The sequence below is a fragment of the Candidatus Rickettsiella viridis genome (genome assembly GCF_003966755.1).
Taxonomy (GTDB): domain Bacteria; phylum Pseudomonadota; class Gammaproteobacteria; order Diplorickettsiales; family Diplorickettsiaceae; genus Rickettsiella_B; species Rickettsiella_B viridis.
Genome location: NZ_AP018005.1, coordinates 544134 through 557804, shown reverse-complemented (window position 1 = coordinate 557804; position 13671 = coordinate 544134). Strand labels below are relative to the sequence as shown.

Here is a 13671-nt window from a genome sequence, read left to right as displayed (position 1 = left end):
TTTATATTACTAAATTGCTAAGTTGAAATAACTTTATCTGCATGCAATGTTTGAGCATGTTGCGACCGTGCAGCTTCAACAAAACTAACAAATAACGGATGTCCATCACGCGGATTTGAAGTAAATTCAGGATGAAACTGACAACCAATAAACCAGGAATGATCTTTTAGTTCAATCATTTCTACTAAATTGCCATCCGCTGAACGACCCGAAACAATTAAACCATTTTCTTCTAATTTAGGTAACAATTGATCATTTACTTCATAACGATGTCTATGACGCTCAATAACACTGTCCTTTCCATATAAAGTTCTGGCTTTACTCCCTTCTACCAAGCAACAGGTTTGTCCACCTAAGCGCATGGTACCACCCAAATCAGAGTCTTTGTCACGTTTTTCACGCCGTCCTTCTGGTGTCACCCACTCAGTTACTAAAGCAACCACCGGATAAGGCGTTTGATCATCAAACTCCGTACTGTGTGCAGCTTTTAGCCCCACATGACGCGCAAATTCTATCAGTGCGGTTTGCATGCCCAAGCAAATTCCAAGATAAGGTACGTTATTTTCACGTGCGTATTGTGCTGCCATGATTTTCCCATCAATGCCGCGCTTACCGAATCCTCCTGGAACCAAAATAGCGTCTAAAGGTTCTAATAATTTAGTACCGTGTTGCTCTAAAGCTTCTGCATCGATATACACAATATTCACATAGGTGTGTGTTTTAATACCCGCATGAATTAAGGCTTCACTTAAGGATTTATAAGAATCTGCTAAGCCCATATACTTGCCAACCATACCTACTTTCACTTCGGCAGTAGGATTTTTTTGGGCCGCAACGACTTCTTCCCATGCCTTTAGATCGGCTGGCGGATAATTTAGGCCAAATCGCTTCAGCACCATTTCGTCCAATCCTTGCTCATGCAATAGTAGAGGTACGCGATAAATGTTATCCACATCCGGTAATGAAATAACACCCGCTCCTACATTAGTATATAAAGCAATTTTTTCCCGTGCATGTTCTGGCAGTTCTTTTTCTGAACGACAAATCAACATATCCGCTTGTATACCAAACGAACCGAGTTCTTTAGTCGAGTGTTGAGTAGGCTTGGTTTTAATTTCACCGGCTGTGCCTATATAAGGCACCCAGGTTAAATGAATAAATAAGGTTTGCTGATTTCCCAACTCAATACGCAATTGACGTATCGCTTCTAAAAATGGCAGTGATTCCATATCACCGACCGTTCCACCAATCTCAACTAACGCAATATCTGCATCGTCCGCACCCTTAACAATGGCCTGCTTTATTTCATCCGTAACATGCGGTATGACCTGTACCGTGCCCCCTAAATAGTCACCACGGCGCTCTTTACGCAGCACACGCGCATAAATTTGACCCGCGGTAAAATTATTATTTCGCGTCATTTTAGCGCGCACAAAACGCTCGTAATGACCCAGATCGAGATCGGTCTCAGCCCCGTCTTCAGTGACAAACACCTCGCCATGCTGATAAGGACTCATCGTCCCCGGATCAAGATTTAAATAAGGATCCAGTTTAAGTAGGCTAACTTTAAGACCCCTCGATTCTAAAATAGCCCCTAAAGACGCCGCCGCAATACCCTTCCCTAAAGAAGAGACCACGCCACCTGTGATAAAAATATACCGTGTTGTCATTAAGGGATATAAACCTCCGAAATCAAATGATCATTGAGCCATCGTGTTAAACAATTCGCCAGTAAGGCAGCGGCTTCAGTCTCGCCCACTAAACCACGCGCACAAACGCGCTCACATACCTCTTCAAAACAAGCACCTGCAGAGAAGGCGGCAAAAACGGCCGCCTCTGATTCTGCCAAACTATTAGCATAAGACTGTAATTCCTTGCGCCAAACAATGCAATACGAATTTTGCCTTATCAGCGTAGGATACGCTGTTTTTTTCACCAGTGCTTTCCAGAGTGCAAACGTATTCCACTGAAATGAGAAATAGTGCAGTGAGGGATGAAATTTAAAACACAGTGAAGGCCAATTTTGTACAGGTATTTTAGCCAAGGCCGCTTGGTCTAAAAATGGCACATCGGCTGCCTCTAAACTCAGACTTAAAGCGCTAATAATTTGAGCTAATTCACTCAAATAACCCTGCTGTGGTCGATACTTAAGCAAAAACTCGGGAAGCTGCTTAGTAAAATCACTAATAGAGTAAAAACGCGATGGATTTTCATCAATATAGGTATCTGCTAGCTCCGTAAAAGCATCATCACCTAAGTAGTGATGCAAGAGTGCGTACTCTTTCTGTAGCGCATCGATAAGCCGCCAACGATAGCCATCCGCATAGACCGCCAAACGCTCAACCAGGCCGCCTTGTCGTGGCGACACTAACTCATTGGCAATCTGTTCATCATCCTCAAGCAAATGGCGCTGCAACGCCTCTTGTAGACTAACTAATGAAGACATCTTCTTCTTTCCATACGGTTTCGGCGATTTGTCTGGCTTGCTGCAACTCGGTTAATAATTCGGATAAGGCGGGAATATTATCATCACGTTCGATCATCGTAGACACCTTAGCAAATCGACGCACAGCCGCCGCATACAGTGACCAAACGGAATCAATAATAGGCGCATCATGCGTATCGATAATATGAGTTCCGCAGTTTTTATGACCCGCTAAATGAAATTGGCGCACACGATGCGCTGGAATCGCATTTAAATAATCTAAAGGATTAAATTGGTGATTAATCGAACTAACATAAATATTATTAATATCTAATAAAATAAAACAATCCGCTTGTTCTGCGATAGCGGCTAAAAAATCCCACTCTTTCATCATCGATGCTTGATATTCAATATAGCTCGATACATTTTCTAATAATATTTGCCTTCCTAAAAAGTCCTGTACTTTTTTAATTTTATTTACGACATGATTTAAGCTTTCTTCAGTATAGGGAAGCGGCAAAAGATCATGCATATTGAGCCCTTGAATACCTGTCCAACACAAATGATCGGATATCCAAGCCGGTTGTATAGAAGCCGCCAATGCTTTTACTTTTTTTAAGTACTCAAAATTAATACCGTCACCACTGCCTATAGACAGCGACACGCCATGCATAACCAATGGATAGTGTTCACGTATACGATTAAGGTAGTAAAGTGGTCGACCACCTGGCACTAAATAATCTTCGGTAATCGCTTCAAACCAATCCACTTTAGGACGGCTTTCTAGAATAGTGGAGTAATGGGGTGCGCGTAAACCAAGACCGAAGCCAAGAAAAACTTCATCCATCTTAACAATTTAACCTACTAAAAAGTTTTTATTCCCATCGAATGACATAAAAAAAGCCGCGTAGTTTGTACGCGGCTTTATTGTACACACACTGTTTGTTAATGGAAAGCCATAAACAAACTATAAATTAATTTTTATGCACTCATTTGTGTTTGTGTATTTTCTGCACTGCAACGGCGGTGTTTTTTATGTCTTTTATGTTTTTTGGTTGGGCAGGCGGATTTACAACTGCTCATACATTTACATGTGTTGCAGGGTGCTGCACAAGGTGTTTCACAAATTGGCGAATTTTCAGGTATATTACGTGCGCCTGTAGCACAACCAGAAAGAATCATAGCAGCAGCAGCGGCAGCAATAACGAGACCAGTCTTTTTCATGATCATGATCATCTATCCCCTGTAATAAAAATGGATTAAGAAAAATTTTTCTGTTACTAAAATCCATCGTGCTAGAAGCGCACGCTGCAACATCTAGTAACAACTTAGTTTTTATACATAATTGCAAAAGAATGCAAGTATTTTTTAATTTTCACTCAATAAACGCGCAAAAACTACACTATTTTTCTTTTGAGAAAGCTTATATCGCAAATAAAATAGACTTATAAAATACAATACAAAAAGAATGATAAATCCAATAAACACTACTCCTTCTGCCCATTGGTAATGATCAGCCAATACACCAAGCAGCCCTAATGCTAAATTGCTGGCACCTAAGCTGATACTTATTTGCGCAGATGTCATATTTAATTCGACTAACAAATGGTGTAAATGTTGTCTATCAGAAGAAAAAATTGATTGCTTTTTGCTCGCTCTATAAAGCATAACCGCCGTTGTATCAAATAAAGGCAAACCCGTAATCCATAACATCGTAACCGGCCTGACGGCTTGCGATCCGGATTGCGAAAGTTCAATTAAAAACCAAACTAAAGCAAAGCCTAAAAACATACTCCCTGCATCACCCATAAAAACTTGCGCATGCAAACGACGCGGTAATCGAAAATTAAACATTAAAAAAGCTAAAACCGTTGCCGCAATTAATAATAAAATAGACAGCGATAAAAACTGCCCCTTTATGACAGTGCAAACTATTAATAAGGTTAATTCGGTTAGTACCAATGTCCCCGCCAAACCATCAACACCATCCGTCATATTAATCGCATTGATAATGCCCAAACCGGCTATAAGCGTCACTGGAAGACTATAAATGCCTAAACCGATGGGTTTATAAAAAATTAAATCACCTAAATGTGTTAACTTGATCCCACCCCAAAAAAACATCAGTAATAATGCAAAAATTTGTGCTAAAAAGCGGCTTCTGGGTGAAAGCTCATGAAAATCATCTAGCAGCCCAACAAACACCAACAAGGCGGATCCCGCAATAAAACTGCGATAGTGCTGCAAAGAAATCGGCAAGGTTAATAGTGCTACCAAAAAGCCTATAAACATCGCTAAACCGCCTATTAATGGCGTATGATGTTGATGCTGTTTTCGATCATTTGGCACATCAATCAAACCAAGGCGTAGCGCTAAAGGCTTAAGTAAAAAAATGCAGAATACTGTGGTGAAAAAGGCGATAGTTGCTGAGAATAAATGAAACACGACTAGCAATCCTTTGTACTTTATAATTTATAACACTTTCATGATTAATTAAATGCATTATTAATTAAATGCATTTTTGATGCAGACACTCTCAGAAAGTACTCTCACAAGAAGTCTACTAAACTGCAAACTGCATACTATAAAGCTTGGCATAATAACCATTTCTTGCGAGTAATTCTTGATGTGTACCGGTTTCAACGATGCACCCCGCATCCAACACTAAAATTTTACTAGCTTTTTCTACGGTAGAAAGTCGGTGTGCAATCACTAAAGTCGTACGATTGTGCATGAGCTCTTCTAATGCTGCTTGTATATGTCGTTCTGCTTCGGTATCTAAAGCAGAAGTCGCTTCATCTAAAATTAGAAAGGGTGCATTTTTAAGTAACGCACGTGCAATTGCAATCCGTTGCCGTTGACCGCCAGATAGTAGCACACCATTTTCACCGATTAAAGTGCTCAACCCTTCAGGCAATTGCTGAATAAATTCCATGGCATGCGCTGCTGTTGCAGCACGTCTAATCATAGATTCACTCACACTACTTAATTGACCATAAGCAATATTATGCGCAATAGTATCATTAAATAAGGTGACGTGCTGAGAAACAAAAGCAAATTGGGTACGTAAATCACTGAGTTTTAATTCACGAATATCAATACCATCCAGCAGAATTTTTCCAGTGTAGTGATCATAAAAACGTGGTAATAAATTAACTAAGGTAGATTTCCCGCTACCAGAACGCCCTACGATGGCAATCGTTTCACCTGGATTAACTTTAAAACTAATCCCTGCTAAAACAACCTGGTTTTGCAAATAAGAAAAATTAACATCCCGAAATTCTAACGCACCTTTTACTGTCGATAAGGTATGCGTTCCTTCATCACGTTCTGGCTTTTCATCGAGTAAAGCAAAAATACTACTCGCTGCTGACACACCACGTTGAATAACGTTATTAACCGCCGCTAAATTGCGCATAGGCTTTAATAAAAGCAACATCGCCGTCACCATGGAGGCAAATCCCCCCGCTGTAATATGCGTCAAATGTGAGGTTGCAAGATAAATTGTAATCACCACAATTCCTCCTGCAATAAGCTGCACCGCTGAACTAGCTAAGGAACTCGTTACCACCACTTTTAATTCACGAAAGCGGTTTCGTCCTAATAAACTATTAAATTTTGTGGTTTCATAATTTTCCCCACCAAAGGTGCGAATTACTTTATAGCCATCGATAACTTCTTCAGCAACTTGCGTTAACTCACTCATGGAATCTTGTACCGCTTTATTTAAGGTACGCATACGGCGACTCGAATAACGCGCAATCCAAATCATCGTAGGCACCGCAACAAAAAAAAGCAAACTCAATTGCCAACTTGCCGTTAACATAATAATGACTAAACCAATAATGAATGCACTTTCTTGCACTAAGGTAATTAATGAATTGGTGCTTGCATTGGCTATTTGCTCAACATTATAAATAATCGTCGAAAGTAATTGGCCGGACGTTGTATTATCATAAAAAGTAGCCGGCAAACGTAACAGTTTTGCTAAAACTTCTTGCCGAATATGCATGACGGTACTTCTAGCAACCCGCGCTAAGCAATAACCTGAAGAAAAATTAGCAAGCCCGCGTACAATAAACGCAACCACTAAAATGATCGGCAAATAACGTATAAAATGCATATCTTTATCAACAAAACCTTTATTTAATAAAGGTTTTAAGAACCAAATCAGACCTGCGTCGGTACCGGCTAAAAAAACAGTGCCTATTATCCCTAATAGAAACCATCCCCAGTTACGTTGTAGATAACCCAATAAACGACGGTATGTATAAAGATGAGAGATGGATTTTGTCATAGTGTTGAAATAGTTTTCTAGACTCTTCGCACTTGAACTTTCGTCTGTGTTGTCGAAAATTCAAGTGCTATGAAGCTAACGTTAAGTTGCGGTACCACCTACGGTTAAACTATCTATCTTCAAAGTAGGTTGTCCCACGCCAACAGGAACACTTTGCCCCTCTTTTCCACAACTACCAATGCCACTATCAAGTTTTAGATCATTGCCTATCATAGAAACCTGATTTAACACTTCTGGTCCATTGCCAATTAAGGTGGCCCCTTTAACAGGACGCGTTATTCGACCATTCTCAATCAAATAAGCTTCGCAAGCCGAAAATACAAATTTACCTGAGGTAATATCAACCTGCCCTCCGGAAAAATTCACGGCATACAGACCTTTATCAACAGAAGCAATAATCTCTTCCGGTGCATAAGGACCCGGTAACATATAAGTATTGGTCATTCTAGGCATAGGAAGACAGGCATAGGATTCTCGACGTCCATTACCGGTAGATTGCGTTCCCATCAAGCGAGCATTGAGTTTATCTTGCATGTAGCCTTTCAAAATACCTTTTTCAATCAGTATCGTTCGCTGAGTAGGCGTTCCTTCATCATCAATCGTGAGCGAGCCACGTCGGTTCGGTAATGTGCCATCATCTACCACGGTACAACCCGGTGAAGCAACGCGCTGGCCAACCCGACCTGTAAACGCAGAACTTCCTTTTCGATTGAAATCACCTTCTAAACCATGACCTACCGCTTCGTGCAATAGAACACCCGGCCACCCCGGTCCTAATACCACCGGCATCGTACCAGCGGGCGCTGGCACCGCTTCTAAATTTAAAATGGCTTGTCGAACCGCTTCTTTAGCTAAATCAATAGCAATATTATCGCGCATAAAATAATGATAATCGGTTCGCCCTCCGCCACCGGCAAATCCTTGTTCGCGTTGACCTTTTTCTTCAGCAATCACACTGACATTTAAACGAACTAAAGGCCGAATATCCGCTGACATCGAGCCATCGCTATTGAATACAAGTATGGTCTCTTGTTCACCCACTAAGCTCACATTAACTTGTTGTACCCGCGGATCCATCGCCCGTGCCGCTTCATCCACTTGTCGCAATAGGTCTAATTTTTCACGCTCATTCAAGGATAAAATGGGGTCAATAGGTTGGTATAAGGGATTGACTAAGGGTTTCTTCTGCCAAGCATTCATATGCCCATGCTGCCCCCTTCCCGCAATACTTGCTGCCATTTTAGCAGCTGACTGTAATGCCGGTAAGATGATATCATCTGAATAAGCGAAGCCGGTTTTTTCACCGCTAATCGCGCGCACACCCACGCCCCGTTCAATATTAAAGCTACCATTTTTAATGATTCGATCTTCTAGTACCCAACTCTCTGATTGCGTCGCTTGAAAATAGAGATCGGCCATGTCCACTGCTGGACTGAGTAGCTGACTTAGAACGGTTTGTAGTTGATTTTCAGTAAGACCCGCTGGCTCTAATAAAACTTGGCGGGCAAGTATAAGATTATTTTTGGTCATCATTACATCCTATCGTAGCCAGCGATAGGATGCAATTCATACGCATAAAAGCTAACTTTAAAACAACATATATGCTATTTTTTAAAATGTTATTAACACTCATTATTAAATTTTAAATTAAGTAAAATATAACTCGTCATGGCGAGCGAATAAAATGAGCGTGGCCATCCAGTCTATTTAATTCCTAGATTGCCGCGCGCCTATGGCGCTCGCAATGACGATGAAGTGTCAATGCTATAAAATTAAGTATTTTTTTGAATGTTTGGTTTAGCCCACGATCCCGTTATATGATAACTTGTCTCAGCAATTTTCTGCACGGTAGAACCTAATACTGCATTAGCAACCCACGTAATAGCTCCTGCAATAGGGCCACCGGCTAAACCGACGATAACAGGTAAACTGGATGTAAAATGCGGCAATACCTTAATCCTTAGGTCATAATCTTTGGCCTGCAATCCAACACGACCCATAATACTAATCGCTGCAACAGGCCCTTCGATGGTGAGATCACGTGTAATCGCATTCCCAGCCCTTAAATTAAAGTGTCCCTGCATACTCGTAAAATCAAAACCCTTTGCCTGCAAATCACTAAAATCTAACTGCAAACGTTTACCTAAACTTTGTAAACTTAAAAAAGTTAGTAATCGACCAAAACCGAGCTTAGCTTCTGCACTGGATCCAATATCGACGATCTGGCCATTTGCCGCATTAAAAGAAAAACTACCCTGTAGTTTCGCAAGATTGATCTCATAGGGTGCACCGGACCATTGCAAATTGAATCGAATATGCGCTTGCTCGGCTGTAAGGCTAGCGGGTAACCCCCAACTACGTAAAAAACTGCTTAAATCAGGACTATCTAACTGTCCGATGAATTCGGTTTTTTTGTTTTCTTGTCTATGCCAAACACCATTCGCTATTAGATGATAACTCGCATTGCCTGCTTGTAATCCTCTAATGGCAATACCTGCTAAAACGGGACGTAATTTTAACTGCACTTTGCCAAAATCCATTTTATTATAACGAACATCCTTAGCAATCAAGTTAATCGCTGGAATTTGTTTAAAACTCCACTCACTCTGTGCAGATGACTCTGAATTTAAAACCAGCGAATCAAAGTTAGCTTCTATAGCCTGCTCTTTATTATTAGGAATTAAGATGCTGCCCTTAGCTAGTTTATTATTAACGGAAAATCGCCAACCTTGCCCTTCCGGACTCAATACCGTATCAATACCATCGTAGTTAATGACTAACTGCGTTTTAGGCACCGATCGAATACCGATGTTAATCGGTTTATTCCAGAGTACGCCCATTAAATTTTGCGCTTGCACACTCGTTTCAGACACAGAAAATTGGCCTTTTAAATCATCAATTTGAATATTATGTGAAGGAATATTAGCTTTGGCGTTTTGTGTTATGCCCGTACCCGCTACTTTTAATTTTTCTTTTCCTGATTCCAATGGAACAGTTAGCTGCAACGCCAGCTTTAAAGGTCCTGTCAACTCTAAGCTCGATAAGCCACCCAGCTCTTTTGCCAAGGGTGTTGCTTGCAGAAAATCCAAGCCTTTTTCTAATTGCGTATTAATGGTGTCTGTTGCAATATGCAACATGGCTTGCACATGCGTTTTAATCAATGGGATATTTGCGCGAATATCTTTTAAATCGACACCAAAAATTTCTGCAGAATCCACCACCATCTGCATTTGACGTCCTGAAAAAACCAGTTCACCATTGATATTCTGCAAATTTGGCCAATCTGATTCATAATGCAATTCGGCATTATGAATCTGTGTATCAATTAAAAAAGTACCGTCATTTTTGTCAAAGGGAAACTCAGAAAGGGATCCTTGTAGTATGACACTACCATCGCCTTTACCTTTTATAATAGCGCTATCTAACCATTGCACTAATTCATGCCCTACAAACGGTAGTAGTAAATAAGAGCCAATTTGAGAAGGTCGCTTGGTTTTAACATGTGCTAACAAATTAATGATGGGCGTTGCATTGTTCGCTGGTATTAATAAACCCATTTGCCCATTCGCCGACGCATCGGCATTAACAGCAGAAAATTTTGTTACTTTTATTAAGGTAGCATCCGTTTTGCGTTGCCAATTTAACTCACTGTATAAATCATCCAGGTGAATAGGCGCTTTGAATAACTTTTTAAAATCTACATCTAAATTTCTTGAATGTGCAGTAAAATTTCCCGAATTCGGCGTGACGTGAGCATACGCATTTAATCCTTTAACGCCTGGTATTTTTTTCCACGCTAAAAAACCGAAGTTTCTTACAATGGCATTAACAGCCCAGCTGTTATCGGATGCTGACTGCCATTCTATATTGGCAGAAAAAGGCATTAAAGTAAGCGGCGGTTCCTTGGCAATCTGTATAACGCTGTTTTCAGTATGCGCGACTAAAGCCTGTATTTTAGTAAAATGCGCTTGCTGCCAATCTGACCAAAGCTTGAAATTAGCCACGCCTTGTTGAAGCGTATATTTTTTTGTGACTAAAGCGATCCATCTATCGAGCAAAACAGAATGTCCTTCCAGATAAAACTGACCTTTTAGATTATTTAGCGATGGTTCTACTGATCCCGTCATATCAGCAATTAGTGTTAAATTTTCTGGTTGTGCTGTTCCTATAAATTGTAATTGTGCGCTTAAATAATGATGATTATTCTTATTTTCTATCGCCGCACTCAATTGCATCTCAGGCCATTTTTCACCCGATACCGGATAATAGCTTAATTTTATATTTTGCAAACTTAATTGTGGCTCTAATAACCATCCTAAAAGCGCATTAATGCTATTAGGTTGATCCTTCTCAGGTTGAGCCAAGGCGGTATTAAATCCATTTACGATGAATTGATTATCTTTTGTTTGATGAATCGCTAGCTCAGCGCCTAAACCCCTCACTTCACCTAATTTAATACTGCCTGTTAAAAGTGTTTTTACAAGATTAATACCCACATCTAATTGTTTTACCTGCAATAGGGGCTGTGTACGTGAATCATTCCAAATAATCACGTCTTCGCCCTGTAAAATAGGCAGCAACCCCCGCCAAATTACTGAGAATTGTTTGACCTGTACCGGTTTATGCAATAAATCAGCCGTAAACTGCTCGATGGCTTGTGTTTGATGATTTAAAAAAGGCGTTAAAAGTCGACCCGTAACAACAAGCAGCGCAAAAAAAACCAAACTACTGCTTAAAAAAACTACCGCGAAACGAGAGAGTGAAAAAAACAAATGTTTCATGCGAACCACAATAAAATGATGACGCTTTAACTATGGAATCTAGTCTCAACGCTAGTGTAGAAAATGTTGAGGAAAAACCGAATACTCAATCTAACACAGATAAGGTATTTTTTAAAAATACCTTATTAAGCGAGTAATCTTATTAAAATTAGACCTTTTAGCCTATTCCCTGCTCAAATTCTAAACAGTTATCAGAAGCACGACTAAATAACAATGCCGTAAATAACACATAGAAAGTTCCCTGAGTTACATCCAGCAACCAGGAATTAAATAAACAACCTACTGCTATAGAGACGACTACCGCTTGCGCAAAATTTTTTGCAACCCAAGGCAACCTAAAACTTTGCTGCCAATGCGATATAAACAAAGCTAATAACACGATGAGACCTAATAACCCAAATTGAACAGCGATATTCAAATATTCATTATGCGGATTTTTTGTTAGCCATTCATTCTCTTTAGCGACTGAAGCATAGGCCTTAGCAAAACTGCCTGTGCCTGTGCCTATCCAAGGGTGTTTGAAGAATAACTGCAAACTGTTTTTATAAAAGCTTAAACGCAGACCGGTTGAGGTGTCCTCTTTTCCTTTATCATATTGTTGAATTTCTTTGTGTACGGTAAAAAAACGATCTTTAAAATTTGATGGCAACAACAATGTACCGCCTAATAAAAAAATAGACAGCAATACAGCTACACTAAATCCCTTCCAGGAAAACTTCTGCCAGCTTAACAATAAAAGCAAACTGAAAAAAACAACATACCCTGATCGGCCTAGATTAATAAATAATACGTTGAATGATGCGAGTAAAAATAACACCGTAAAAACTAAACGCCATTTTTTATTTGAAAATGCGAGTAAAGCATAGGCGTAACTGGTAAAAGCTAACAAAAATCCGGTAAATATATGATCTTTAAAAACCCCTGAATCACCACTAAAGCGATGCAAAATATCCCAACCAAAAAACTTAAGATAAGAAAGTAATAAAGTTAGGGTTGCCGCGCATAGAAAAGAAAAAAACGCATAGTAACGTGTTTTTTCATCGCTAAAAACTGAAAATAAAAAGAATCCTAAAAGAAATTTACTATATTTACTTAAGATATATAGCTCTTCTGACCATGAGGCAACGCTATAGCTAATACACACTATAAATAAAGCAAAAAAAACAAGAAACATCAACGCCATACGATTAGTACGTAATACCTCAGCGTGCTTTTTCCAATCCCCTGCAAGAATACAACACATAACGCTGGCGATAAAAAAAACTTCCAGTACCGCCGTTGACAACGGTAAAGCAAAAGCAGCAATAATTACAAAAATTTGACTTAAATGTTTAAAACTATTCTTAAGACCCGATATCTTAGTAGCAATGGTACTAGCAGACATGAATATTTCCTATAATTCTTTAGATTGTGCTTGATATAAATAAATTATTTTTACATAACGATAAAAAACGCCCATGGCATTGGAAACAGCCAATATAAATCCTTCTCGCCCATCCAGAAAACCTAGGCGTATGATATAACCACGTATAAAACACCATAAACCATGCAAGCATGCCTTAAGCATGCTGGATTTTTTACCACGTTGGTACGCAAGCTGCGCACCGGAGGTTGAATAATTATCTAACTTAACCAGCATTTGGCTGATGCTTTTAGTGGTCTGGTGAAAAATAAAATGTTTCAGATAGCCTAGATAATGATAATTGACGACTTTTTCATGAACCGGCACGGGATTAAATTGAATCTTTACATGGTTTTTAAATAAACGCACGACTCTATCGTTGCCCCAATCACCATAATGAATTTTTTTTCCACAAAAATAGGAAACTCGTTTTATACTATAGGCATCCTGACAAATGTTTGAGTTAGAAATAATCTGTTTTATTTCAACGGTTAACGCCTCACTCAATACTTCATCCGAATCAATCGATAAAACCCACTTTCCTTGTGCTTTGGCCAAGGCACGATTTTTTTGCACCCCAAATCCAGGCCAATCAACGGAGAAAACGTTTGAGGTATATTCTGAACAAATTTCCCGTGTATTATCTGTACTGCCTGAATCCAATACGATAATTTCATCGGCCCACTTAACAGACTCCAGACAAAAACGAATATCATTAGACGCGTTTTTGCTAATAATAATGACGCTTAATTGCATTAGTAAAAAA

The 13671-nt window shown here is 39.6% G+C and carries 10 protein-coding genes; all 10 read right to left on the bottom strand.

Annotated features, from left to right (window positions below):
* Positions 1–17: 17 nt before the first annotated feature.
* Positions 18–1670, bottom strand: a complete 1653-nt coding sequence (locus DMP02_RS02605; RefSeq protein ID WP_126322532.1) for a CTP synthase — start codon at positions 1668–1670, stop codon at positions 18–20.
* On the bottom strand, positions 1670–2446 hold the full coding sequence (locus tag DMP02_RS02600) for an HvfC/BufC N-terminal domain-containing protein (protein ID WP_126322531.1): 777 nt from the start codon (positions 2444–2446) through the stop codon (positions 1670–1672). Before DMP02_RS02600 ends, DMP02_RS02605 begins: the two co-directional genes overlap by 1 nt.
* Positions 2430–3272: an MNIO family bufferin maturase gene (bufB, locus tag DMP02_RS02595; RefSeq protein ID WP_126322530.1), complete on the bottom strand. Its 843-nt coding sequence runs from the start codon at positions 3270–3272 to the stop codon at positions 2430–2432. Before bufB ends, DMP02_RS02600 begins: the two co-directional genes overlap by 17 nt.
* A gap of 134 nt (positions 3273–3406) precedes the next feature.
* Positions 3407–3649: a hypothetical protein gene (locus DMP02_RS02590; protein ID WP_126322529.1), complete on the bottom strand. Its 243-nt coding sequence runs from the start codon at positions 3647–3649 to the stop codon at positions 3407–3409.
* Between the two features lie 144 nt (positions 3650–3793).
* Entirely contained in the window at positions 3794–4870 is a 1077-nt protein-coding gene (locus DMP02_RS02585) for an MraY family glycosyltransferase (protein ID WP_126322528.1), read from the bottom strand.
* A 118-nt stretch (positions 4871–4988) separates the two neighbouring features.
* Positions 4989–6722: a lipid A export permease/ATP-binding protein MsbA gene (msbA, locus tag DMP02_RS02580; RefSeq protein ID WP_126322527.1), complete on the bottom strand. Its 1734-nt coding sequence runs from the start codon at positions 6720–6722 to the stop codon at positions 4989–4991.
* A gap of 81 nt (positions 6723–6803) precedes the next feature.
* Positions 6804–8252, bottom strand: a complete 1449-nt coding sequence (tldD, locus tag DMP02_RS02575; protein WP_126322526.1) for a metalloprotease TldD — start codon at positions 8250–8252, stop codon at positions 6804–6806.
* Positions 8253–8494: 242 nt separating this feature from the next.
* Positions 8495–11503, bottom strand: coding sequence for a YhdP family phospholipid transporter (locus DMP02_RS02570; RefSeq protein WP_126322525.1), 3009 nt, complete (start codon positions 11501–11503; stop codon positions 8495–8497).
* Between the two features lie 157 nt (positions 11504–11660).
* A complete protein-coding gene (locus tag DMP02_RS02565) occupies positions 11661–12887 on the bottom strand; it encodes an O-antigen ligase family protein (RefSeq protein ID WP_126322524.1) in 1227 nt (408 codons plus the stop codon).
* A gap of 9 nt (positions 12888–12896) precedes the next feature.
* The gene (locus tag DMP02_RS02560; RefSeq protein WP_126322523.1) at positions 12897–13661 is read right to left on the bottom strand and encodes a glycosyltransferase family 2 protein; all 765 of its coding nucleotides are present in this window, start codon (positions 13659–13661) and stop codon (positions 12897–12899) included.
* Positions 13662–13671 lie beyond the last annotated feature (10 nt).

Excerpts from the sequence above, each read along its gene's own strand:
- DMP02_RS02600 (WP_126322531.1), bottom strand. The coding sequence starts at position 2,446 with ATGTCTTCATTAGTTAGTCTACAAGAGGCGTTGCAGCGCCATTTGCTT.
- DMP02_RS02590 (WP_126322529.1), bottom strand. The coding sequence starts at position 3,649 with ATGAAAAAGACTGGTCTCGTTATTGCTGCCGCTGCTGCTGCTATGATT.
- DMP02_RS02570 (WP_126322525.1), bottom strand. The coding sequence starts at position 11,503 with ATGAAACATTTGTTTTTTTCACTCTCTCGTTTCGCGGTAGTTTTTTTA.
- DMP02_RS02565 (WP_126322524.1), bottom strand. The coding sequence starts at position 12,887 with ATGTCTGCTAGTACCATTGCTACTAAGATATCGGGTCTTAAGAATAGT.
- DMP02_RS02560 (WP_126322523.1), bottom strand. The coding sequence starts at position 13,661 with ATGCAATTAAGCGTCATTATTATTAGCAAAAACGCGTCTAATGATATT.
- bufB (WP_126322530.1), bottom strand. The coding sequence starts at position 3,272 with ATGGATGAAGTTTTTCTTGGCTTCGGTCTTGGTTTACGCGCACCCCAT.
- msbA (WP_126322527.1), bottom strand. The coding sequence starts at position 6,722 with ATGACAAAATCCATCTCTCATCTTTATACATACCGTCGTTTATTGGGT.
- DMP02_RS02605 (WP_126322532.1), bottom strand. The coding sequence starts at position 1,670 with ATGACAACACGGTATATTTTTATCACAGGTGGCGTGGTCTCTTCTTTA.
- tldD (WP_126322526.1), bottom strand. The coding sequence starts at position 8,252 with ATGACCAAAAATAATCTTATACTTGCCCGCCAAGTTTTATTAGAGCCA.